Below are 23,075 nucleotides of genomic sequence, written 5' to 3' on the forward strand. Positions count from 1 at the left end.
AACATATATTTGTTTTTATAGTTCTTTGTTTCTACGAAACAGAAACGTAAGAATTACAAATTAATTGGAGATGAAAAACAGTTATATTTTTCTAATATTATTATTTTGCAGCTGCACTAATAATAAGAAGTTTGATGGTTATGTATATGATTATGCTACAGAAAAACCAATTCAAAATGTTTTTGTAGATGTAAATGGCAATACAAGAAAAACAGATAGCACCGGATATTTTTGCGTGAAATTAAAACCAAATTTGCCGAGTATAATATATTTTAAAAAAGAAGGATATTTTTCTAAAAAAATATATCGAAAACCTGATTCATTAGGCAGATATAGCAAAGGAAAAACACATTGGAACAGAATCTATCTATACAATAAGGAAAGTGAATTCTAATAGACCAACTAATAAAAAACGCCGGAAATTAAACTTTTCCGGCGTTTAAATTTGGTATTCGTTTATTGATACCTTTTGTCCGTAAGCGTTTTCATAAAAGCCACAAGAACTTGTTCTTCTTTTACCGTTAAATTGAGTTTGTCAAAAGGTAGAGTTTGATTTTCTACTTCATAGCCTAAACCTTGTCCGCCGCCTTTATTGTAAAAAGAAACTACTTCTTCCAGGGTTCTAAAAACTCCGTTATGCATATATGGAGCAGTAATGGTAGCGTTTCTTACTGTTGGGGTTTTGAAAGCGCCTGCTAATTGCGGCATTTTGTTGTACAGGTAACGGCCTTTATCCGGACTTAATGTTTTTCCCGAAGCTTCATTTGGAGTTCCTATAACTTCATGTTCAGTTTTAGAATAACTAGGCGGAACCGTTCCGTTAAACAAAGGCGTAAAATGGCATGTAGCACATTTTGCTTTTCCCATAAAAAGGTTCATTCCCTCGATTTCCTGATTGTTGAGACTCTTTTTGCTTCCTCTCATATATTCATCAAATCTTGAATCGAACGAATTTAATGATCGTATGTAACTCGCAATCGCATTCTGAATCTGCCAGGCTTCTGGTTTTGATGTTTTTGGATATGCTTTTTTAAACAACTTAATGTAATCGTTATCCACTAGGATTTTAGCATGAATATTTTCCATAGAACCATGCATTTCATCCTTATTCTGAATCACATCAACACTTTGTTTTTCTAAATCTAACTGGCGCATATCCCAAAATTGAGCATTTTGTAGTGAAGCATAAGTTAGAGTTGGCGTATTTCGGGCTAAATTAGATCCGGTCAGGGAAATGTTTGTTTTTAAACCATCAGTAAATGCTTTTTCTGGATGATGACAGCTTGCACAGCTTCGATCGTTGTTTTTAGAAAGACTTTTGTCATAAAACAATTTTTCTCCCAAAACAGCTTTTTCTTTCGTAAAATTATATTCGTCTGAAAGTACAAATGCGTTTACATCAAAAGCATCTTTATCAAATAAAGTTTCAATTGTGGGTTTTAATGGACTGCTTTTTTTTACGTTTTTAATGTTTTCTTCCTTTTGGAACGCTTTTATCTTTTTAGAAATCGGATTGAGATATTCGGATATAAAAACAGCTCGGTTAAAAGCATTAAAGTTGTTGTTCTTCTGGCAATAGTTTTGTGCTTTTGAAGTCAGTTTTTTTAATTCTGCTAATGATTTATTATGGGCATTTATTTTTTCCAGCGATTCAGGAATGACAATTAAACTTTGTCCGGCTTCTGGAATCGACGATTGTAAAATCGGGCTGTCAAAGCCGGTAATTCCTAAAGCAATAACCCTGAATACATTCTGCTGAATCGCATCCAAAACATAATCATCACTGATAGTAATAACTTCAAATGTACTTTTCAGCTGCTTTACATTCGATTGAAAAATATTTAATTCCCTGATAAGATTTTCTTTGTTTTCAGCTTCATATTCAGGATAAATCATTTCTTCCATAACCTGAAAACCGTGTGGCTCAAAAGATCTGTTTTCTTCTAATTCCATTTCATCCAATGCCGGGCCGTTCATAAATCTGGCAGTTTCCGGAATAAAATATTCAATCGCCCATTCGACCTTTTTATAAACCAGACGGGATTTTTTAAACTGCTCCAGAATGTCTTTTTGAGATGAATTATTACTTACAAGTTTCTGAAATTGAATAATTTCATTGCTTAACTTAGTTAAATCAACAAGCAGATTTTGTTTAATCGTTGTTTTTGAAACTTCATTTTTTTGACATGAAAAGAAAAAACAAAGCGTTGACAATAGGAAAATAAAGTGTTTTAATTTCATAATAGTATTGTAATAGAAACAACCCTTATTGAAAAAATAAGGGTTGTTAATAGATTTTGGCTGTGCTTATTATCGTTGTACGTTTCTAATAATTACAGTTTGTCCGCCCTCTTTGTTAGTTTGAGTTCCTGAGCCATCAGCATTTTTAAATGCATCACTCTGCCAGGTATGAGGATGAATATTTACCGTGAAAGTATCTGGAACACCAATGATATCTGAAATGTCCTGCATTGCACCAAATTCCCAGCTTCCAAATCTCATTTCTCCGGTTTGGTTGTATAAAGTATTCCAGGCAGCATCAGTTCTTTTATGGTTCATGTTTAACCACGGTTTGTTTTGTTTTGTAGCGATGTTGTATTGCCAGATGTATGAATCGTGTTTAGCATCAGCATAATAGCTGTCACCATCTTCCTGAATGTAAACATAGTTTTCTGTTACACATAAGTTATCTGGATTGATTATTCCGGTTCCGGGAGTACTGTCTCCTTCAACAGCTAACTCTAAAGTTCCTTTAAGAGGATCTGCAGCATCCATTTTTAGTTTATAAACGCGTCCCCACATAGTATATCCATCAACCGGAGCATTATTGGTAGCCTGACCTGTTGCTGTAAAATAAACTTCTCTATTGTTGCTTGCGCTTCCTTTCTGTAATCTACATCTTCAACTCTTGAAAAACGAATTGCTTTTAAGTCATTTACAGTAGTATTAATTACTGCTCCTGTTAAGTTTTTAGCATTTGGAATTTCAACAAAAGAAACCGGATATGAACTGCCCAATTTCATGTCTGTTTCAACTTGGTTTCCGTCAGTTCTTTTTAGGGCGTATAATTTTCCGTTAGATAAATCACCAACAGAACTCATGTACATAATCAATTGTCCGGCACTTACATGTGAAGTAGCATAAGATTGATCTTCTCCGATCAAAATAACGGTTTTACCAGGATAAGCATCTTTTGGAAGCGGTACAGCATTTTCCATACTTGCTTTTCCTAAAGCCGGTAAAACTCTGTCAGTTCTGCTCTTATCTGTAGATAATCCTAATGGGTTAATTCCGTGAACCATACTTTCCTGACCGCTTTCTCCTGCAGTTAAAAAGACAGGACCAAATCCGTGGATTTCCGGTGTTGCCAATGTTGCAGAACACAAACGTGTTAAACCTCCAACTCCGTCAACTAAATAATCTCCTTTTACAGGTTTAAAAGTTTTGTCTAAATAAACTCTGGAAACTGATTGAAGGATTTCGTGATTGGTAATTAAGATGTAACCATCTCCACTTGGATTTTTCATTAATCCTGCGCCATCAGGTTGTGCGCCATAAATAAAAGCAGGTGAATCCGGCAACACATCAGAACTAGCAATTAAAGTGCTGATTTTTAAATTTTCAAAACCTGTCATTGGGTAAACAAAAGCAGGAACTTTTGAGTGAGAGGTAAAATCGATGCTTGTATTTACATCGTTTGATGGTTCTTTGTTGTCATCATTTTGACAGCCTATTACAGAGAATCCTGTAATACCAAGCAATGCAACTGATTTTAAAAAATTGAATTTCATAACTGTGTTTTTGTTTTTTTTGATTGAAGCAAAGCTATCTACCAAAAACAAAATAGATGTTATGGGAATTTTTTCTTATTGCTAATAAATAATAAGGCTTGTATTATTAAATCGTAAATTTTGGGCTCAAATGTAAATTTAAGCTTCTTAATAATATCTTAATTATTTAAAAAGCTGGTTTAACGAAATTGCTTTTTTCTCACGTAATTTCTTTACGATTTTAAGAAATGCAATAGCAGTTATGTAAGCATCGCCTAAAGCTGTGTGACGGTCTTTTTTAGAAATATCAAACTTATCAGCCAGATCATCTAGAGTATAATGGTCTTTGCGCTCAAACAGATGTGACTTAATCAGCGTTTTTTTATACAAATAGGCCGTGTCTAATGTTTTATTGGTAAGTTCAGGAAGCCCATTTCTTTCGAGTGCTTTATTTATCATAGTGACATCAAAAATGGTATGATGAGCTATGATAATAGAATCGCCCAGAAAAGTTAAAAACTGTTGTAGAGCTTCTAATTCGGTGGGGCGTTTAAGAATAAAATCTCTTAAAATGCCATGAATCTGTGCTGTCGATTTATCGTAATGGTCCTGCTGTAAATAAATTTCCAGACTATCCTGTACAGAGATTATTCCGTTTTGAAGGACCAAAGCGCCAATGCACAAAATGCGGTCGTTTTCATAATCAAATCCTGTTGTTTCGGTGTCTAAAACTACAAATCTTGTTTCTTCGATAGTAATGTTTTCATCAAAGAGATTTTCTTCTTTTTTCCAAAAATTGAATAAACCCATTGCTATACGAGATTTGAAATATTAAAACGCACCGAAATCAATTCCTGAAGTTCTTTAATTGTTTTAAAAGTACGTTTCAGCTTAATTTTTTCCATTTTTGATAAAGATTCCAAGGCAATAAACTGACCCGAATCGTGATGTAAAAGACCTTGTTTGGTTCTGAATTTCAGCAAAGCTTTAAACGAATACGAACAGGATAAATACAATTCTCTGTTGTTAGGCTCAAGCTCGGCCAGCTTTTCAAAACGCTCCGCCGTATTGCTTATTGATTTTACCGAATGGGATAAAATTAAAACACGGGCAGCATCTGTCAACGGCATTAAAGCTCTTCTTTTAATATCAAAATTATCTTTGTTGGCTCCGTCTTGCTCAACCAAAAATTGCCTAAAGAAACCAGTAGGGGATGGGCTTTGCAAAGCACCGCTAACCAAATGCATATAAAAAATAGGATTTGCTTTTATGGTTTCAAAAATATAATCTGATAACTGATTCACGGTTTCGGAATCGCCATACGTCGTGCTGTAGTCAAAGAAAATAAACGAAAGCAAGACTTCATTTTTCCCAGGATTTGTAATCCAGTGATGCACCTGACTTTTCCATTCGTCAAGGCTCATGCACCATTTTGGGTTCGAAGCCATCATTTCGGCCGGGCAGTATTCGTAACCAATATCAAAAAGGCCTTTATTGACCAGCGAAGCAAATTTCAGAAAGTACACTTTCGTTTCATCCCTAAATACTTCCGAGACATTTTCATAAACAATCGCATTATCCTGATCAGTATGCAGCATTTGTTCGCCTCTGCCTTGGCTTCCAAGCGCCAGCCAGGCAAATTTTACAGGAGGCGGACTGCTCATTTTTTCTAAACAAATCTCGATAACACGAGTGGTGCAGGCTTCGTTGAGTTCTGTTATGATTTTAGAAATCAAAGTCATCGGGATGTTTTGATCTAAATATCCCTGAAGAAGCTGCATGATTCGGTTTCGGATTGGTTTTATTTCCTTTGTTTTTTTTGCTCTTTTTAAAGCTTTAATCAAAACGGCAGGATTGTTTCCTAAAGCTACCATGACGTCATGTTTCGATAAAATCCCAACAGCTTTGGTGTTAACAGTGCCGTCTTTGGTAAGACATAAATGACTGATATTGCTTTTCATCATTGCCATTTGAGCCTCGGTAACGGTCATCTTTTTAGGATAAGTTATAACAGGTTTGGTCATAATGGTTTCTGCCGTAGTCATGATCGAATAATCTCCCGTTACAATTTTATTGCGAAGATCTTTATCTGTTAAGATGCCAATTGGCAGCATTTCATCGACAATTAAAATGGCACCCACTTTCTTTTTATTCATGATTTTGGCCACTTCCTTAACGGTTGTCGATGGACTGCAAGTGACTATTTTTTTGGAATATTTTATTGGCGCTAAGTCAAATGAATCATTATTTGAATGGCGGTTTTCATTTAATAAATCATCATCACCATATAATTTGTCTTTATGGATATCTGAATACGGATTTCTAGTGTTCGAAGCGTAACTTTCGATCAGGAAATTACCCACATTTCTGTTTTCAAGTGCATAAGGTTTAAAAACCGCAATAGGAATTGCATAAAGAATAGTTTCTTCGTGCGCTATGGCTTCCATAATGTAGTTTTCTTGTGCCAAAAGCGGACGCAAGCCAAATATATCGCCTTCGTCGCACATGTCCAAAACTGTATTTTTAGTGCTTTTTTTAAGGGCAACCGCACCTTTATGAACGACATAAAAAGAATCGTGTGTTTTATCATTTTCGGCAAAAATTACCGCATCTTTATCTTTATAAACAATAGAAATTTGTTCCGAAAGCTTCTCCAGGTCTTTGGAATGCAGGAAATTAAATGGCGGATAATTCTTTAAAAAGTCGGCAACTCTTTGCGAAATGGTGTTTTTCATTGGGTTAGATTAGAGTTCTAAAATACTATTTAAAATAGAAATGTAAAAGAAACATTTTTTATTTTTGTATATAAGTTACAAGATGCAAAGTGACAAAGGGGCAAAGGTTTTTTTAATCTAAACTATGTATAAGAGAATTCAGTGATATAAAAAAAGCCCCTAATAGGGACTTTAACTTTTATTCAACCTTAAAAACTTTACCGCGTTGTTTTTCTTCAGAACCTACCATTCCAAATTCAAATGTATAAGAATCTTTTGATGTCGTTAAAATTTTCATGCTGATCGCTTTTTCCTCAGCCATGTTTTTCGGGTGTTTCTTTTGCAGGACGTACTCGCAGTCGCTAACCCAGCGTATGGTAGCTGTGTCTGTTTTTCCTTCAAAAGTTTCGATTTCAATACTGTCTTTACGCTCGAAAAAAGTCGTTTTTTTAACGCCGTTTACTTCAAACTCAAATTTGAATTTTCCGTTTTTAAAATCTTTACAATTATGCTCTGCGTTATAACATGATACCAAAGCCAGTATTGGAAATAAGAATAGTATTTTTTTCATTTTAAATAAGTTGTTTTTTTAGGAGCTTAATGCTGCTGTCCGCTATATCTTTTGTGGTTTCCGAAGCCTCGGGATCCCCACAAGAGGATGCCGCTTCCATCAGGGCTAGGCTTGTCGTTTTTATGTCACCCTGAGCGGAGTCGAAGGGATTCTTGTTTCATTAAGTCTTCGACTTCGCTCAGACTGACAAAAAAGACATGAAATTTCGATTTTAAAATCTAAAATCTCTACGTTAATCTCTTTAATTCGTCATCGGTAAAGTTCTTGATTTCTTTTTCTTTGGCAAACTTTTCGGCGTTATAATTTCCTGATTTATTCTTCGGAATTGATAAACTGTCCCAAGAACTCTTTTTCAGTTGTTTGGCATAAAAAACAATCTGTCCGATATGATACGGATAATGAGCCAATTGACGATTTATGGCTTCAATTACTGTATGGCCTTCATTTCGAATGTAAATAATATCCGAAAGCTGTTCAGGTTTTAAATTATTTAATGCATCCAGAAAACAATCCCAGCCTTTGTTCCAAACTTCAAAAACTTCTTCCTTTGATTGTAAGTCATTTTCGAATTCAGAATCGCGGTTTCGCCATTCCTTTTCACCATCAGAAGTCAGAAAATCGGTCCAGCGCGAAAGCATATTGCCTGAAACGTGCTTTACAATTGTGGCAATGCTGTTGGTATCTTCGTTTATTTCGGTAAAAAGCTGCTCCGCGTCTAATTGATTCATTGCTTTTTCACCCAGTGTTTTATAATATAAAAACTGCTTTTTAACGCTTTCTAAATAAGATTCATTTGTCTCCATGATTATAGTTTTATAAACGGAATTGTTGTTTCGCAACGGTTTTTTCAGAAAAATTATTTACACAATTTTAATATCGTATTTATCTAAAAGCCCCACAATTCCCTGAGTTGAGAATTGAGCTTTTCGCATGGCATTAAATTCGGGATCAATTTTATAATTGTAAGCCGTTCTAAAATCGACTGCGGCTAATTGTGTTTCGTTGAAAATAGCGCCATCTAAATTGCAATTGTCAAATACAGAACTGGTTAAATTAGTGCCAACAAAAGTTACTTCTCTAATAGAGGAATTAATAAACTTCGTTTTGGGCATTTTTTTATTAGAAAAAGAAGCATAATCTAAAACTGATTCTTCAAAATAGACCTGAAACAAAAAGTCGTCACATTCGTGAAAAGCGATTCCAAGAAGTTTACAGTTTTTAAAAGTTACGTTTTTTAAACTCGTTCCGGCCAGACTGGTCATAGAAAGATTACAATCAATAAATTCGCAGTCTAAAAAAGTATTGGAATTAAAATTACTGTTTGAAAAATCACAGTTTTTAAAAACACAATCCTCAAACTCCCGATTGTTTATTTTTTTATCAATATAAATAACTTTTTCGAACGTTTTTTGAATGTGAATTATACCTTCCATGAGTGTGTTTGGATATTAAATTGTAGAGATTAAAGTGGTCAGGCCGTTATATAGATTAATTTAGTCATTAAACAAACCTTTCATTATAATTTTCAAACCTAAAAAAATCAAAACCATAGAACCCAAACAAGCTGCAATTCCAATTCCTAAAACTAAATAATGCCAATTAGTATGCTGATTCATAAAAGCATTATAAATCAACGATGGCCCAAGAAACATCAAAGGCAGAGCGCCTGTTAAATATTTAATTCCTTTTCCTAATAATTGTTTGTTTGTTGCCATTTTGTTTTTTTGTTTCAGGTTTAAAACTTAGATAAATCTTTATCAAAGTTTTAAACTTTGACAAAGATTGATCGAGAAGCTTTTTGAACTTTGCGTAAAATTCTTTGCAGACTTTGCGTTTAAAATAAAACCTCTTACTTATTATAATTGTCAACAGCATTTCTTACGCTGCCATATTTTTTTAATAATACTGAGGCTTCCTCATACGAAACAGGGATTTCTCCCATAATCATTTTAACGCCTCGATCAACCAGTTTAATATTACTTAACTGCATATCGACCATTTTGTTGCCTTTTACTTTTCCTAGCTGAATCATGGCTGCAGTCGAAATCATATTTAAAACCAATTTCTGAGCTGTTCCGGCTTTCATTCTCGAACTCCCGGTTACAAATTCAGGACCAACTACAACTTCTATAGGGAATTTTGCAGTCAATGCAAGCGGACTTCCCTCATTGTTGGTAATACAGCCTGTAACAATATTATTTTCATTACAGGTTTGCAAACCGCCAATAACATAAGGAGTTGTTCCGGAAGCTGCAATTCCTATAACCACATCATTTTGATCGATATTATGTGATTTTAGGTCAAGCCAAGCCTGAGTTGGATTGTCTTCGGCATTTTCTACCGCACGACGAATTGCGGTATCACCACCTGCAATAATGCCGTTTACTAAATCAAATGGAACTCCAAATGTAGGAGGACATTCTGATGCGTCAACAACACCCAGGCGTCCTGATGTTCCTGCTCCTATATAAAATAATCGGCCTCCTAATTTTAGTTTGGTAACTATTTCGGGAATTAAAGCTTCTATTTGAGGTAAAGCTTTCTCGACTGCATAGGGAACAGTTTTGTCTTCCTCATTAATATTTAGTAACAATTCATGAACTGACATTTTTTCTAAATGTTCGTACTTTGATGCTTGTTCAGTTGTTTTTGTAAACGTCATTTTTAGTGTAATTGGTCGGGTCAAAATTAATCTTTTTTATTTCAATCTCGAAATTTAGTATATAAAGTCACAGTGATTTATGATCTTTTTTTGTCGATTTTTTATCTATAAAGACGGCTTTGCCAAAACTTTGTTACAACAACTAAAATATTATATTTGTTACCTATTAAAAGATGAATGGATAAATTAAGCTTTTTGAATGGTGTAGCCTGGATTGCGGTTTTTGTTTCTTTGCTGCTTGCCTTTTTTTTATTAACGGTAAAAACAGAAAATAAACTAGCAAACCGTTTATTTGCTATCTTTTTTATTTTAACCGCGGTTGATCTCAGCGGTTTTTTTGTCTACGATTTTATTTATGGAAAGGTCAATCTGGAGGTTTTTAGATGGACAACCTGTTTAATCGAAATGCCTTTATTTTACCTCTATGTGCTTTCGGTTTGTTATTCTGATTTTCGGTTAAAATGGAAGCACTTATTGCACGCAATTCCTTTTATAATGGTGAATTTGGTTTTTGTGCCAAGATTTTATTTTGCTTCGGATATTGAAAAAATGCACTTTTTTGAGTTTCATAATCAAATGCCCGAAATGCACTTTTTTCTTTTTTTGGTAGAAGTTCAATATTTCTTTTACATTATTAGTGTCTTTTTAATTTTAAAAAAGTACCGGGAAATTTATCTCGAAAATTACACCAATCCAAGTACATCGACCTATCAATGGCTTTTTCAAATTACGGCCGTTTTTCTTGGTTCGCATACACTGGTTCTTTTAAAAGGCTTATTACGATACACGGATTTTAATGAAACTTTTATTTGGGCCAATATATTGGTAGGAAGCGTGGCTTTGCTTGTAACCTGCTGGTTTGTACTAAAAGCAATGAACCATCCGGAACTTTTTAGGGGAATTAATTCTAAATTGAAGCTGGCAAAAGATATTCTTCCTAAAGAGAATCAGGCTGTCGCCGAAATAGAAAACAATCAAAATGATGTTATCAAAAGTCAAATTAAAGAATTAAAACAATACATGACCCACAAAGAACCGTATCTCGATCCGTCGCTTACGATACAGGAACTGGCCAATCAAATAAATATTCCGGTTCGGGATTTATCGGTTTTGATTAATCATTACATGGATCAGCATTTTTTTGATTTTGTAAACGAATACCGTATTCAAAAAGCAATGCATATTTTAAAAGATACCTCAAAAAAGGACCTTACTATTTTAGAAATCCTTTATGAAGTAGGTTTTAACTCCAAATCGTCGTTTAATACTTCGTTTAAAAAATATACCAATTTAACACCTACAGCTTATAGAAATACTTGAAAATAAGTAGTTTGTAAAAAGTCGTACTTCATAGCAAATAAAGTCGAACTAATTTCCTGATGAGAAAATGGTTCGACTTTTTTTTGTCGGTCGAATCTGGAAAATTTCTAAGGCAACTTTGCTTCAAATTAATCGAACAAGTTAAAATTAGAAATTATGAAAAAGTCAAATCTCCTTATCTTTTTATTATTGCCTTTATTTTGTTTAGCGCAGTCCAATTTAAAATTAAAAGGAAAAGTATCAAATGAAACTACACCATTAGAATGGGCAGATGTTTCTATACTTAATTCAGAAGGAAAAATTATTGATGGATATACAACGAAGCAAGACGGAACTTTTGAAATCAATCTTAAAAAAGGAAATTATAAAATAGGAATCAGTCTTTTGGGATATGCAGAATATGAAAAGGAAATTTCGATAGAAAAAGATACTGATTTGGGAATAATTATTCTGAAAGAAACAGCTGAAAATTTAGGCGAAGTTGTTATTAAAACGAAAAAGAATACGGTAGAACAAAAAATCGACCGTGTTGTATATAATTTAGAAAACAATATTTCGGTTTCGTGCGGAGACGCGCTTGCTGCAATTAATAAAGCTCCTGGTGTTGTGGTGCAGGGAAGTAGAATTACTATTTTAGGAAAAGGAGCTTCGAGAGTAATGGTCGATGGCAGAATGATCGAATTATCTGGTGAAGAATTGGATAGTTTCCTGAAATCAATTTCGGCAAATGATATTAAAAGTATCGAAGTTATTGCAAATCCGCCGGCAAAATATGAAGCAAACGGAACTGGCGGTATTATTAATATTATTTTGAAAAAAGGAATGCGCGATTCCTGGAAAAATGCAACTACAATGTCATACGATCAAAATAAATATGGGATCTATACTTTAAGAAACAGCTTTTTCTATAACAAAAATAAGTTCCGATTTGCTTTCAGCGGCAACGGACGCGTAGGAAACACGAATAATACTGAGGATTTAGATATTTATTATCCAACAGGACTTTGGCAATTGAGAGATGTTTCTAAGCAGAAAGAAAACAGTCTTTCGGGCCGTTTTTCGTTAGATTATGATGTTTCAGACAAAACCACAATTGGTTTTCAATATTTAAACGAAAGTTATAATCCTGATATGAATTCGAATACGGTTATCAAAATATTTAATAATTCAGATTCAGTCGATTCACTTTTGATTAATAAAGGTTTTAATAATAAATATTCCGGAAGTAAGACTTATAATGCGCATTTAATTTCGAAATTAGATTCGATCGGGAGAAAAGTAAGTGTTGATTTAGATTATTTCAGCTACGATTCCAGATTCGATAAAAACTTTGTGGCAAAAACATATCTGCCAGACGGAACGTATCAAAATACCAATCAGGCGGCACGAAATAACTCCAGTCAGGGAATTGATAATTTTAGCTTAAAAGCAGATATGGAACATCCAATGAAAGCTTTTGATTTGTCTTACGGAGGAAAAATAAGTTTTATAAAAAGCAATAGTGATGTGTTTTATTACAATACCATTTCTGGAAACGAAATTCTAGATCCAAATCAATCGAATGTTTTTGAGTACAAAGAAAACAATCAGGCAGTGTATTTTAACGGAAACAAGAAATTCAACGATAAATTTTCGATTCAGCTTGGCCTGAGATTAGAAAGTACGCAAACGAATGGTTATTCGGAAACTTTAAACCAAGAGATAAAAAACGATTATTTAAAGCTGTTTCCGAGTTTGTATCTGGATTATCAATTAAATGATATTCATGGTTTTAATTTTACTTACGGAAAACGTATCAATCGTCCGGGATTTGGATTATTAAATCCGTTTCGTTCTTATATTAATAGTAATAGTTATTCAGAGGGAAATCCGTTTTTAAGACCTTCTTTCAGTGATAATTTTGATTTTACGTATTCGTTTAAAAAGAATTTAAGAACCAATATTTTCTTTAACCAAACCACGAATGGTTACGGTGTTGTTTTTACTTCAAATCCTGAAATTAATACGCAGATTGTAACGAGAGAAAATTATTTTAACGAAAGTTCATTCGGGATTGGGGAAAGTTATGCGGCAGAGGTAACAAACTGGTTTGAAACACAGACTTCGGTTTATCTTTTAGGATCAAAAACTTCATTTACCTCAAACATAAATGCGGTTCCATCCAACAGCGAACAGCTTTATTTTACAACCGAAAATACTTTTTCGTTAAGCGAAACTACAAAATTGCAATTGGAATATTTTTACAGTTCGCCTTTCAGAAAAGGGTTGTATGAAATAGGATATATGTCGGGATTGAATCTTTCGGTGAGACAGAGTTTTCTTAAAAATAACCTGCAGTTGAATTTATTGCTGAATGATATTTTTAATACTTCATATTTAAAAGGTTATAAATCGATTGTAAATGGTGTAACTCAGGTTTACAGTCAAAATGAAAGCAGCAGATTTGCGAGATTATCTGTGACTTATAATTTTGGGAATAAGAAAATTAAAGTTCAGGAACGTGATTTTGGAAATAAGGAAGAGAAAAAACGAACTGGCAAATAATTGTGAATTGTTAATTATGAAACTTGAAACCTGAAACTTTTTGCGTGAGGGATAGGAGCAGACTACCGAAGTAGTGCGGATAGCCCGGCCGAATTTGCGAAAGGCGCACATAAACGGTTTGTTAAACAGCGCCTTTTGTAAATTTGGGCACGCCCTAATTATAAAAAGAATGCCAATAGAATTCCGAGAACGATCATCGAAACTTTGGCAATATTAAATTTGTGTCCTTCGCTGCTTTCAAAAATTATAGTCGACGAAATATGGAATAAAATACCAATTACGATTGCGGTTATTTCGGTATAATAATCGTTTAAAATTGGCAGGTATTCTGATGCCACGGTTCCAAGAGGTGTCATGACAGCAAAAGTAAGCATAAAAGCGAAAATGGCTTTTTTGTTTAAATCGGCATTGATGAAAAAAGTAGTTAAAATCACGGCAATTGGCAGATGATGAATTGCAATTCCAACGGCTAAATCATGATGATGACTTACCGGAAAACCTTCTAAAAAGGCATGGATGCATAAACTGATGAAAAGCAGCCATGGAATCTGAGACATTTTTGCATGCCCGTGAACGTGTCCGTGTTCTGCTCCTTTTGAGAAAAATTCCAAAACGATCTGAAATAAAATCCCCACCATTATAAACAAACCAATTTTGTGATTGTGCGTGCTGTAAACTTCCGGCAGAAGATGCATTACGGTTAATGATAACAAAAATGAACCGCTAAAAGCCAGCAGTAATTTTAAATTGGTTTTGTTTTCAGGTTTTATAAACAAAGCCACACTATATCCTAAAAGTACAGAAAATAAGGGTAATAAATAGTTCATTTGTATCTTGTTTAATCGTTGATTTGTTTCATCGGTTAATTGTGTTTTATGCTCAAGCGATTAAACGGTTAAACAATTAAACGATTTTCCAATTTATTTAAAAATCATGATTAATCTTTCACTTTCGGTTTTATGGAATTTTTTGAGTTTGTAATCGCCAAAAATATCTAGGAGATAAATTCCTGCTTCGTCCATTAAATCCTGAAAATCTTTTAATGTTAAGGCTTTTACTTTTTCGGTAAAATGATATTTTCTGCCTTGGTCTTCAAAATCAATTTCTTTTAAGATATGTCCGTCTTCAACATATCTTTTAATGTGAAAATCAATTCCATCAACAGTTTTTACTTCTTCGGGAACCAAAGTTTCTATTACCTGATGTACATTCATGAAATCTATTACAGCAAAACCATATTCAGACAGGCTGTCTTTAATTGCTTTAAGGGTTGTCAGGTTATCTTCGTCATTTTCGAAGTAACCAAAACTGGTAAAAAGATTAAAAATAGCATCGAATTTTTCTTCAAAAGGTTCACGCATATCGTGCACTTTAAAATGCAGGTGTTCGTTGCTGTTTTTGCTGGCTTCGGCAATGCTGTTTTCAGATAAATCAGCGCCTAAAACATTATAACCTAATTGGTTTAGGTAAATAGAATGGCGGCCTTTTCCGCAGGCTAAATCAAGCACTTTTGCTTTTTCAGGCAGATTTAAATAATGCGTTAAATTGTCCATGAAAATCTGAGCTTCTCTATAGTTTCTATCCTTGTAAAGAATGTGATAATACGGAGTATCAAACCATGATGTAAACCAGTTTTCGGTATTTCTTTCCTGATTTGGTGATGATGAGTTAGGTGCGTCAGACATTTATTCTATTTCAATTAATTCAAGTCCGGCAAATTTAGTGTATTTTTGCCGAAAAATAACTATTTCGCGAGGATACCTAAATAAACGTTAGCATAAATCTGCGATTGGAGTTGTTTTTTAATACAAAAATAAAGATGGAAGAAAATTTTAGAATGATAGCCAAATGTTTTTTTGGCTTTGAAGAAATATTAGAAAAGGAATTGCGTACGCTTGGTGCTCAGGATGTTGAGAAGGGCGTGCGAATGGTAAGTTTTAAGGGAGACAAAGGTTTTATGTATAAAGCTAATTTATCGCTTAGAACGGCGCTTAAGGTTTTAAAACCTATTTATTCTTTTAGAGCGAATAACGAACAGGCACTATATAAGGGTATTTCGGGCGTAAACTGGTCTAAACTGCTAAATGCCAATCAAACCTTTGTTATTGATGCGACGGTACATTCTACCTATTTTAACCATTCTGAATTTGTTTCTCAAAAATGTAAGGATGCTATTGTTGACCAGTTTAGAGAAAGAACAGGACAACGACCAAGTATTGACAAACAATATCCGGATTTAAGAATTAATGTTCATATCGATAAAGATCAGGTTTCGGTTGCTTTAGATACTTCCGGAAGTTCTCTTCATCAGCGTGGTTATAGAACAGCAACGAATATTGCACCTATAAACGAGGTTTTAGCGGCTGGAATTTTATTATTGTCGGGCTGGGAAGGGCAGAGCCATTTTCTGGACCCAATGTGCGGTTCCGGAACTTTTTTGGCAGAAGCAGCAATGATTGCCTGCAATATTCCGGCAAACATTAACCGTAAAGAATTTGCTTTCGAAAAATGGAAAGATTGGGACAATGATTTATTTGATCAGATTGTAAACAGTTTGATGAAGAAAACAAAAGAGTTTCATTATACTATAAAAGGTTTTGATAAGGCGCCAAGTGCGGTAAGCAAAGCAAAAGACAATATTAGAAATGCCAATCTTGAAGATTACGTTACTGTAGAAGACAATAACTTTTTTGATACTGAAAAAGAGGTAGAAGGAAAGCTTCATGTTGTTTTTAATCCGCCTTATGATGAGCGTTTGGATATTCACATGGAAGAATTCTACAAAAATATAGGCGATACTTTAAAGAAAAATTATCCGGGAACAAACGCCTGGTTTATTACAGCAAACCTTGAGGCTTTAAAGTTTGTCGGTCTAAAACCTTCCAGAAAAATTAAACTTTTCAACGGAAGCCTTGAAGCACGTTTAGTAAAATACGAAATGTACGAAGGAAGTAAGAGAACGAAATTTCAAATATAAGGCTCTGAGATGCTAAGTTTCTAAGATACTAAGATCGTAATAATATAATTTTAAGGTTCAGAAATATAAGTTCTAAGAAAAAAGCTCAGCATCTTAGAATCTCAGAACCTTAGCAATTTTAAAAGAAAATGACAAAACTACAAGTAAGAGCGTTTCTATACCAATTAGGGTGTTTCGCAATTTTATTTATTTTAGGGAGATTTTTGGTGGCTACGTATACGGGGCTGACCGGACTTTGGATTCCTATGACTGCCTTTATCGCTGCTACTTTGATTTCGCCAAAATTTCAGGCAGTGAAAACAAAAGACGGCGAAAAACTTTTTATGAAATGGATTTTCATAAAAGGAATTAGAGAAATTGGATAAATTTTTAATAGCAGTATTATGAAAAAAATTGGACTTATTGGCGGAATAAGCTGGGTTTCGACTACAGATTATTATAAACTTATAAATCTTGGAATAAATGAAAAACTTGGAGGTTTAAACTTCTCTGAATGTTTGGTTTATTCTTTCAATTATGCTGATATTAAGAAGAATAATGATAATAACGATTGGGAATCGACCTTTAATATGCTTTTTAAAGGATGTGAATTTTTAAAATCGGGCGGGGCAGAAGCGATTATTTTGTGCGCTAATACAATGCACCTAATTGCTGACAGACTTGAAAAAGCAATCGGCCTTCCCATTATTCATATTGCAAGTGAAACAGCAGTTGAAATCCAGAAAAAAGAAATTAAAAAAGTTGGATTGCTGGGAACTAAGTTTACAATGGAGCTTGATTTTTTTAAAGATAAATTGACTGATAAAGGAATAGAAACTATTATTCCTGCCAGTCAGGAGGATAGGGATTTTATACACTATACCGTTTTTGAAGAATTAGGAAGAGGAATTGTAACCGATGAAACTAAAAAACGTTATCTGGAAATTTCCAATGAATTAATTAAAAATGGTGCAAAAGGTATTGTTTTGGGATGTACTGAAATACCAATGGTTATAAAACCGGAAGATTTATCAGTTCCTGTTTTTGATACAACATCAATACACGCAAACGCAGCTGTCGAATTTCAGCTGTCCTGATTATTAGAAGAAAACAAAAAGCCCCGAATTCATCAATTCGGGGCTTTTTTGTTTTAAATAAAAAACTTATTTCTTTTTTGGAGCTTCTTTTATAATTTCAGGTGCAATTACTTTTTTCTTGTAAATTGGTATGAAATAAGAAACGGTATAGTTAAAACCAACTCCAAAATTTCCGTCATACGTTCTATTGAAACCCGGAATATACAGATTGTCAAAACCGGAAGGTTTGTTGTTCATTACTAAAAGCTTCAACTGCACACCAAATCCAACAAATATATTATTGAATACTTTGGCTTTTACTCCCATGGCTACTTCAAGCCATGCTGCTGATAAACCGCTGTATTTTTGATTGGCTGTAATGGATGGCTGTTCTCCCCAATATGGATTTGGATTGTAAATTTTATAACTGTTTAAATCCTGACTGAAAGAGCTGAAACCACCTCTTAAACCAATAGTTATAAGGTTTTCCATATCGAGCCAGTTGTCGTATAAATTATAATCAAAACCTCCTTTGATGTATGTTCCGGCTGCTGTCGAATTTAATCGGTCATCGTCTGTGGTTTTATCTTCATAACCTAATTCAGCGGCTAAATAGTATTTTTTTGTCAAACGCCAGTCAGCTGTAAATTCGATTCCTTTATAATCTTTGTCATAAAATCCTCTTGTCAATTTATACAAATCGACACCCACTCTTAAACCGTACCGATCTGTTTTTACAGGAAGGAGGATACTGTCTTTTTTAATTTCTTTAACTGCAGGTTTTACAGTTTCGATTTTTGGTTTTTGATCATCGAGGTCTCTTACTGTTACGGTATCTTTTATTACCACCTGAGAATATCCCAAAAACATTGATAAAAGAAAACAAAGACTAAAAGTATACTTTAACGTGTGTTTCATTTTCTAGTTCGATATTAGATTTTACGACATTAATATTCAGCATCCAAAAATCGTCGCCAGCCGGATCTGTTTTAATTAATCCTGAATTAGCTGAAGTGTCACGAGGATTTAAGGTAAAGGTAGTTTTATAACCGCATGCTCTGGAAACATATACACTTTGAGTTTTGTAATTGAATGTCAAAACGTCTGTGTTTGGGGTTGTGCTTGTAGCATTAAATATAAACTTATATGAAGTGGTTTCGGCATCTGTTTTTAACGGAATAGAAACAGTGCTTCCAGTCGCTAAATATTTCGTTACCGAAGTTCCGTTTTCGTTAAAAATAATCGCGTCAGTATCTTCTTTACCTACACCAACCACTTTTAGGTTAGTAACATTTTTAAGTGTTGTTGGAGCTGCGTTATCATAAAATGTAATTACAAGTCTTGGAGTTGTGGGTGTATTTGCATCACAAATATCATCTTTCTCACAACTGGACAGGCCAAAAGTAAAAAGCAATAAAAGAGAGATTATTTTTTTCATTTACAGTTTTATAATTATCGAAGTTCTAAAAGTACAACATTTTCAACATGATGTGTCTGCGGAAACATATCAACCGGACGAACACGCGTAACCTTGTATTTCTCGTCCATTAAGGCCAAATCACGTGCCTGAGTTGCTGAGTTACAACTTACATAAACTACTTTTTTAGGAGCAATTTTTAAAATCTGGTCAATTACAGCGGCATGCATTCCGTCTCGTGGAGGATCTGTAATAATAACATCAGGTTTTCCGTGCTGTGCTATAAAAGCCTCATTAAATACCACTTTCATGTCTCCAACAAAAAACTCACAATTCGTAATATTATTGCGTTCAGCATTGGCTTTAGCGTCTAAAATTGCTTCAGGAACACTTTCTACACCAATTACTTTTTTTGCTTTTTTAGAAACGAATTGGGCAATAGTTCCTGTTCCTGTATACAAATCGTAAACAGTTTCTTCTCCCGTTAACCCGGCATAATCACGAGTTATTTTGTATAATTCGTATGCCTGATCAGAGTTGGTTTGGTAGAAAGATTTAGCATTAATGCTGAATTTTAAACCTTCCATTTCTTCTAAGATATAATCTCTTCCTTTATAAAGTTTTATATCCTGATCGTAAATAGTATCGTTTTGCTTTGCATTTACCACATATTGTAATGAGGTAATCTGCGGAAATTTCTCGTATATATGATCTAAAACTAATTCGCGGTTTGCTTTATCATCTTCAAAAAACTGAATCAAAACCATAATCTCGCCAGTAGAGGCTGTACGGATCATTAATGTTCTCAAAAGACCAGAATGCTCTCTCGGATTAAAAAAAGCTAAATTATGCTCATTGGCAAAAGCTCTGATTTCATTTCTAATCGCATTTGAAGGATCTTCCTGCAAATGACATTTTTCGATGTCCAGGATTTTATCCCACATTTTTGGAATATGAAATCCTAATGCATTTCTGTTTCCTAAATCTTCTGTGCTTCCAATTTCTTTTTCGGTTAACCAACGGCTGTTAGAAAACGAAAATTCCATTTTGTTTCTGTAGAAAAATTGTTTTTCTGAACCCAAAATTGTTTCGAATTCAGGAAGTTCAACTTTTCCTATACGCTGTAAATGATTTTTTACTTCGTTTTGTTTGTAATACAACTGCTGGCTGTATTTCATATTTTGCCATTTACATCCGCCGCAAACACCAAAATGCTCGCAGATAGGTTCAATGCGGTGTTCTGATAATTCATGAAATTTTACGGCTTTCCCTTCGTAATATGCTTTTCTTTTTTTGAACGTTTGTACGTCAACTACATCACCAGGAACGACATTCGGAATAAAGATCACTTTTCCGTCAGGAGCTTTTGCAACTGACACTCCCTTTGCTCCGGCATCAAGAACCTGAATTTGATGAAAGACAACTTTGTCTGTATTTTTTCTTCCCATAGCGCAAAAATAAGGGTTTGTAAACTTTTACAAATTTTATTTTCATAATATTTTATCAAATTGTGTAATTTACTAGTTTAATTAACTTTAAAAGTTAACTTTGTTTCTAGTATTAAGCCCCCAATGCTGCAGTTGTAACCTATAGTTTTGTTATGTTTTTATGAAATTATATCATAGCCTTTCGCAAATTAGCTTTTTGAAAAAAAGTTATGCGCTTAAATTTTTATTCGTTGCTTTTATAGGGATTCACATTCCGTTAATTGGGATTCTTTTTTTTGTTCTTTTTTTCGAGCATACTGTTTCTCCTGCATCTATTTTGGTTTTTTCATTAATAATGACATTGTTGGCCACTGCTGTAACACTTTTGGTTTTAAAACAGCTGATAAAACCCATTTCAATCGCTTCAAAATCCTTAGACGATTATAGAAATAACAGAAAATTATCTGTTCTTCCAACTGATTATACTGATGAAGCAGGTTTGCTGATGTGTAATATTCAGGAATCCATTTATGAGTCTGAAAGTTTTATAAACGAAAAGCAAGATTTGATTTATATGCTTTCGCATGATTTGAAAAACTTTGCCGGAAACCCGCAGGGGCTTGCGAAATTAATTTTAAGCGAAAATCCATCTGACTCGGTAAAACATCTGGCCGATTTAATTTGTGAATCGACTAATTTACAATTCCGATACATCGAAAATTTTATAAAACTGTTAAAAGAACAGGATCAGGTATCCAAAGTAATTCCTGAGGCTAGAATTATTTTATTTGCTAATATTCTTCCTTTTATAAATGAACAGGTCGAGCAGCGTTTAATAGACAAAAATATAACGCTTAATTTGAGTGTGGAAACAGACGAAGCTAAACTAAAAATAGATGAAGGGCTGCTGGTTCAGGTTTTGGTTAATTTGATCAGTAATGCTATTAAATTCTCTTATTTTGACAGCGAAATTAAGACCAGGATTTATAAAGAAAATTCGAATTTAGTTATAACAGTTGCAGATAAAGGAATTGGTTTTGATAAACATCAGATTGAAGAATTATTTAAGAAGTTTACCAAAATGAGCCGATTAGGTACTGCAAATGAATCTTCAACCGGAATTGGACTTTATTTATGCAAAAAAATCATCGAAAAAAATAAAGGCCGATTAAGTGCTAAAAGTGAAGGGAAAAATAAAGGAGCTGAGTTTAAAATTGAATTCGAGATTTAATTTTTTTAAGCTTATAAATTGCTTGTATTCAAGGGTTTGTTTTTAGTTCTGAATTCAGTTTTTAGTATAATTTTCCATTGGTTCTTCATCGTCACTTTCGCGGGAAAGAATTAGTAAACAGATAATTTTTAGGTAAAAAATTAAACTTTTCATGGCGGATAGACTGGATTTACTTTATGTAGATGTGTATTTAATAAAATGGTTGCGTGTAAAGAGATATTAAGCTGCTAAGATACTAAGGTTCTAAGTTTAAAAAAAATCTCAGCACCTTAGTATCTTAGAATCTCAGCTCTCTAAAAGAAGTTACCAAAGCTGGTGTACAGAAGGTTTTATATATTCTTCGTAAATTTTATTCATTGCCGAAATTTTTTCCGGACTTAATGGAGGTAAATCATAAACAGAAAGATTAGAAAGTACATGACTCTCTTTTGAAGCACCTGGAATGATACAGCTGATTTCATTAAAACTCAAAATCCATTGCAGAGCAATAGGAGCAAGGTTTGCAGTTTCAGGAAATAATGCTTTTAATTCTTCTACCGCTTTTAAGCCTAATTCATAATCTATTCCTGAAAAAGTTTCGCCTTTATCAAAAGCATCTCCATTTCTGTTGAAATTACGATGATCCTGTGCGTCAAAAGTAGTTTTAGCATCAAATTTGCCAGTTAGGAGTCCGCTTGCAAGAGGGACTCTGGCAATGATTCCAATGTCTTTCTTTTTGGCTTCGGAGAAAAATAACTGCGACGGACGCTGACGAAACAAATTAAATATAATTTGAACTGTAGTTACGTTCGGATATTCGATAGCTTTTAGAGCTTCTTCGACTTTTTCTACACTTACTCCCAAATTTAAAATCTTTCCCTGTTCTTTTAAGCGGTCAAACATTTCAAAAATTTCAGGTCGGTAATAAACTTCAGTAGGCGGACAGTGCAGCTGAATTAGATCTAAAGTTTCTAATCCGGTTCTTTTTAAGCTGTCTTCAACAAATTTTTGAAGTACTTTTGGCTGATAGCCCTCATTTACATGCGGATTAATCTGACGCCCACACTTTGTGGCTACGTAAATACGCTCAGAACGCGAACGAACTACACGCCCAACAGCAGTTTCACTTAATCCGTTTTCGTAAACATCGGCAGTATCAATAAAATTAACTCCGTTGTCAATCGCTGTATTGATCAGCTCGTCAGCCGTTTTATCATTAAATCCTGATCCCCATTTTCCGCCAACCTGCCAGGTTCCCAGAGAGATTTCAGAGATATTAAAATTTGTTTTTCCTAGTTTTCTGTAGAGCATGTTTTTTCTTTTTTGAGGTTCAAAGGTTCAAAGGTTCAGAGTGACAAAGCGACAAAGATTTTTTGTAGAGGCGCACAGCAGTGCGTCTCTAAAGGAG

General features: G+C 34.0%; 21 protein-coding genes and 1 pseudogene. 7 read left to right on the forward strand and 15 right to left on the reverse strand.

Annotated elements, in window-relative coordinates:
* The first annotated feature begins 70 nt into the window (after window positions 1-70).
* Entirely contained in the window at window positions 71-394 is a 324-nt protein-coding gene (locus BKM63_RS13355) for a hypothetical protein (protein WP_071637065.1), read from the forward strand.
* Window positions 395-456: 62 nt separating this feature from the next.
* Here the strand turns inward: BKM63_RS13355 and BKM63_RS13360 are convergent, their stop codons facing one another.
* The 9 genes and pseudogenes from BKM63_RS13360 to murQ form a co-directional block, all read right to left on the reverse strand.
* The gene (locus BKM63_RS13360) at window positions 457-2,241 is read right to left on the reverse strand and encodes a cytochrome-c peroxidase (protein ID WP_071637066.1); all 1,785 of its coding nucleotides are present in this window, start codon (window positions 2,239-2,241) and stop codon (window positions 457-459) included.
* A gap of 69 nt (window positions 2,242-2,310) precedes the next feature.
* Window positions 2,311-3,791 (reverse strand): annotated as a pseudogene (locus BKM63_RS13365) (hypothetical protein).
* Between the two features lie 162 nt (window positions 3,792-3,953).
* Window positions 3,954-4,580, reverse strand: a complete 627-nt coding sequence (locus BKM63_RS13370; protein WP_071637067.1) for a 3'-5' exonuclease — start codon at window positions 4,578-4,580, stop codon at window positions 3,954-3,956.
* 2 nt (window positions 4,581-4,582) lie between these two features.
* A complete protein-coding gene (locus BKM63_RS13375) occupies window positions 4,583-6,505 on the reverse strand; it encodes a DUF294 nucleotidyltransferase-like domain-containing protein (protein WP_071637068.1) in 1,923 nt (640 codons plus the stop codon).
* A 178-nt stretch (window positions 6,506-6,683) separates the two neighbouring features.
* Window positions 6,684-7,055: a DNA topoisomerase IV gene (locus tag BKM63_RS13380; protein WP_071637069.1), complete on the reverse strand. Its 372-nt coding sequence runs from the start codon at window positions 7,053-7,055 to the stop codon at window positions 6,684-6,686.
* Between the two features lie 227 nt (window positions 7,056-7,282).
* The gene (locus BKM63_RS13385; RefSeq protein ID WP_071637070.1) at window positions 7,283-7,858 is read right to left on the reverse strand and encodes a DinB family protein; all 576 of its coding nucleotides are present in this window, start codon (window positions 7,856-7,858) and stop codon (window positions 7,283-7,285) included.
* A gap of 57 nt (window positions 7,859-7,915) precedes the next feature.
* Window positions 7,916-8,488, reverse strand: a complete 573-nt coding sequence (locus BKM63_RS13390; protein WP_071637071.1) for a pentapeptide repeat-containing protein — start codon at window positions 8,486-8,488, stop codon at window positions 7,916-7,918.
* A 60-nt stretch (window positions 8,489-8,548) separates the two neighbouring features.
* On the reverse strand, window positions 8,549-8,770 hold the full coding sequence (locus tag BKM63_RS13395; RefSeq protein WP_071637072.1) for a DUF6095 family protein: 222 nt from the start codon (window positions 8,768-8,770) through the stop codon (window positions 8,549-8,551).
* A gap of 134 nt (window positions 8,771-8,904) precedes the next feature.
* A complete protein-coding gene (gene murQ, locus BKM63_RS13400; RefSeq protein WP_071637073.1) occupies window positions 8,905-9,717 on the reverse strand; it encodes an N-acetylmuramic acid 6-phosphate etherase in 813 nt (270 codons plus the stop codon).
* 177 nt (window positions 9,718-9,894) lie between these two features.
* On the opposite strand from murQ, the gene BKM63_RS13405 reads away from it, so the two are divergent.
* Together BKM63_RS13405 and BKM63_RS13410 are read left to right on the forward strand one after the other, a co-directional pair.
* A complete protein-coding gene (locus BKM63_RS13405) occupies window positions 9,895-11,037 on the forward strand; it encodes a helix-turn-helix domain-containing protein (protein WP_071637074.1) in 1,143 nt (380 codons plus the stop codon).
* Between the two features lie 156 nt (window positions 11,038-11,193).
* Window positions 11,194-13,581 (forward strand): TonB-dependent receptor domain-containing protein, encoded by a 2,388-nt coding sequence (locus BKM63_RS13410; protein ID WP_071637075.1) that lies wholly within the window; start codon window positions 11,194-11,196, stop codon window positions 13,579-13,581.
* Between the two features lie 158 nt (window positions 13,582-13,739).
* Here BKM63_RS13410 and BKM63_RS13415 read toward each other — a convergent pair whose 3' ends face one another.
* Together BKM63_RS13415 and BKM63_RS13420 are read right to left on the reverse strand one after the other, a co-directional pair.
* Window positions 13,740-14,408 (reverse strand): ZIP family metal transporter, encoded by a 669-nt coding sequence (locus tag BKM63_RS13415; protein ID WP_071637076.1) that lies wholly within the window; start codon window positions 14,406-14,408, stop codon window positions 13,740-13,742.
* Window positions 14,409-14,501: 93 nt separating this feature from the next.
* Entirely contained in the window at window positions 14,502-15,266 is a 765-nt protein-coding gene (locus tag BKM63_RS13420) for a class I SAM-dependent methyltransferase (protein WP_071637077.1), read from the reverse strand.
* A gap of 134 nt (window positions 15,267-15,400) precedes the next feature.
* On the opposite strand from BKM63_RS13420, the gene BKM63_RS13425 reads away from it, so the two are divergent.
* From BKM63_RS13425 to BKM63_RS13435, 3 genes are all read left to right on the forward strand, one after another.
* Window positions 15,401-16,558: a THUMP domain-containing class I SAM-dependent RNA methyltransferase gene (locus BKM63_RS13425; protein ID WP_071637078.1), complete on the forward strand. Its 1,158-nt coding sequence runs from the start codon at window positions 15,401-15,403 to the stop codon at window positions 16,556-16,558.
* Between the two features lie 128 nt (window positions 16,559-16,686).
* On the forward strand, window positions 16,687-16,923 hold the full coding sequence (locus BKM63_RS13430) for a hypothetical protein (protein WP_071637079.1): 237 nt from the start codon (window positions 16,687-16,689) through the stop codon (window positions 16,921-16,923).
* A gap of 18 nt (window positions 16,924-16,941) precedes the next feature.
* Complete coding sequence (locus tag BKM63_RS13435) at window positions 16,942-17,634, forward strand: aspartate/glutamate racemase family protein (protein ID WP_071637080.1); 693 nt, start codon at window positions 16,942-16,944, stop codon at window positions 17,632-17,634.
* A 66-nt stretch (window positions 17,635-17,700) separates the two neighbouring features.
* On the opposite strand, the gene BKM63_RS13440 is transcribed toward BKM63_RS13435, so the two are convergent.
* Genes BKM63_RS13440 through rlmD form a run of 3 tightly spaced genes read right to left on the reverse strand, consistent with a single transcriptional unit; the run spans window position 17,701 to window position 20,478 of the window.
* Window positions 17,701-18,531 carry a DUF6048 family protein gene (locus BKM63_RS13440; protein ID WP_071637081.1) on the reverse strand — a complete coding sequence of 277 codons (831 nt, stop codon included), beginning with the start codon at window positions 18,529-18,531 and terminating at the stop codon, window positions 17,701-17,703.
* Window positions 18,503-19,051, reverse strand: coding sequence for a DUF6452 family protein (locus BKM63_RS13445; RefSeq protein ID WP_071637082.1), 549 nt, complete (start codon window positions 19,049-19,051; stop codon window positions 18,503-18,505). The genes BKM63_RS13440 and BKM63_RS13445 overlap by 29 nt, the downstream gene beginning before the upstream one ends.
* Before the next feature lie 14 nt (window positions 19,052-19,065).
* A complete protein-coding gene (rlmD, locus tag BKM63_RS13450; protein ID WP_071637083.1) occupies window positions 19,066-20,478 on the reverse strand; it encodes a 23S rRNA (uracil(1939)-C(5))-methyltransferase RlmD in 1,413 nt (470 codons plus the stop codon).
* 334 nt (window positions 20,479-20,812) lie between these two features.
* Here rlmD and BKM63_RS13455 point away from each other — a divergent pair, with 334 nt between their 5' ends.
* Window positions 20,813-21,688, forward strand: coding sequence for a sensor histidine kinase (locus tag BKM63_RS13455; RefSeq protein WP_242661147.1), 876 nt, complete (start codon window positions 20,813-20,815; stop codon window positions 21,686-21,688).
* A gap of 303 nt (window positions 21,689-21,991) precedes the next feature.
* Here the strand turns inward: BKM63_RS13455 and BKM63_RS13460 are convergent, their stop codons facing one another.
* Window positions 21,992-22,978: an aldo/keto reductase gene (locus BKM63_RS13460; RefSeq protein ID WP_071637085.1), complete on the reverse strand. Its 987-nt coding sequence runs from the start codon at window positions 22,976-22,978 to the stop codon at window positions 21,992-21,994.
* Between the last annotated feature and the right edge of the window lie 97 nt (window positions 22,979-23,075).

Source organism: Flavobacterium johnsoniae, from assembly GCF_001879205.1.
GTDB lineage: Bacteria > Bacteroidota > Bacteroidia > Flavobacteriales > Flavobacteriaceae > Flavobacterium > Flavobacterium johnsoniae_A.

Bases quoted from the DNA above. Each gene is read 5' to 3' on its own strand.
- BKM63_RS13355 (WP_071637065.1), top strand. From the start codon at position 71: ATGAAAAACAGTTATATTTTTCTAATATTATTATTTTGCAGCTGCACT.
- BKM63_RS13360 (WP_071637066.1), bottom strand. From the start codon at position 2,241: ATGAAATTAAAACACTTTATTTTCCTATTGTCAACGCTTTGTTTTTTC.
- BKM63_RS13370 (WP_071637067.1), bottom strand. From the start codon at position 4,580: ATGGGTTTATTCAATTTTTGGAAAAAAGAAGAAAATCTCTTTGATGAA.
- BKM63_RS13375 (WP_071637068.1), bottom strand. From the start codon at position 6,505: ATGAAAAACACCATTTCGCAAAGAGTTGCCGACTTTTTAAAGAATTAT.
- BKM63_RS13380 (WP_071637069.1), bottom strand. From the start codon at position 7,055: ATGAAAAAAATACTATTCTTATTTCCAATACTGGCTTTGGTATCATGT.
- BKM63_RS13385 (WP_071637070.1), bottom strand. From the start codon at position 7,858: ATGGAGACAAATGAATCTTATTTAGAAAGCGTTAAAAAGCAGTTTTTA.
- BKM63_RS13390 (WP_071637071.1), bottom strand. From the start codon at position 8,488: ATGGAAGGTATAATTCACATTCAAAAAACGTTCGAAAAAGTTATTTAT.
- BKM63_RS13395 (WP_071637072.1), bottom strand. From the start codon at position 8,770: ATGGCAACAAACAAACAATTATTAGGAAAAGGAATTAAATATTTAACA.
- murQ (WP_071637073.1), bottom strand. From the start codon at position 9,717: ATGACGTTTACAAAAACAACTGAACAAGCATCAAAGTACGAACATTTA.
- BKM63_RS13405 (WP_071637074.1), top strand. From the start codon at position 9,895: ATGGATAAATTAAGCTTTTTGAATGGTGTAGCCTGGATTGCGGTTTTT.
- BKM63_RS13410 (WP_071637075.1), top strand. From the start codon at position 11,194: ATGAAAAAGTCAAATCTCCTTATCTTTTTATTATTGCCTTTATTTTGT.
- BKM63_RS13415 (WP_071637076.1), bottom strand. From the start codon at position 14,408: ATGAACTATTTATTACCCTTATTTTCTGTACTTTTAGGATATAGTGTG.
- BKM63_RS13420 (WP_071637077.1), bottom strand. From the start codon at position 15,266: ATGTCTGACGCACCTAACTCATCATCACCAAATCAGGAAAGAAATACC.
- BKM63_RS13425 (WP_071637078.1), top strand. From the start codon at position 15,401: ATGGAAGAAAATTTTAGAATGATAGCCAAATGTTTTTTTGGCTTTGAA.
- BKM63_RS13430 (WP_071637079.1), top strand. From the start codon at position 16,687: ATGACAAAACTACAAGTAAGAGCGTTTCTATACCAATTAGGGTGTTTC.
- BKM63_RS13435 (WP_071637080.1), top strand. From the start codon at position 16,942: ATGAAAAAAATTGGACTTATTGGCGGAATAAGCTGGGTTTCGACTACA.
- BKM63_RS13440 (WP_071637081.1), bottom strand. From the start codon at position 18,531: ATGAAACACACGTTAAAGTATACTTTTAGTCTTTGTTTTCTTTTATCA.
- BKM63_RS13445 (WP_071637082.1), bottom strand. From the start codon at position 19,051: ATGAAAAAAATAATCTCTCTTTTATTGCTTTTTACTTTTGGCCTGTCC.
- rlmD (WP_071637083.1), bottom strand. From the start codon at position 20,478: ATGGGAAGAAAAAATACAGACAAAGTTGTCTTTCATCAAATTCAGGTT.
- BKM63_RS13455 (WP_242661147.1), top strand. From the start codon at position 20,813: ATGACATTGTTGGCCACTGCTGTAACACTTTTGGTTTTAAAACAGCTG.
- BKM63_RS13460 (WP_071637085.1), bottom strand. From the start codon at position 22,978: ATGCTCTACAGAAAACTAGGAAAAACAAATTTTAATATCTCTGAAATC.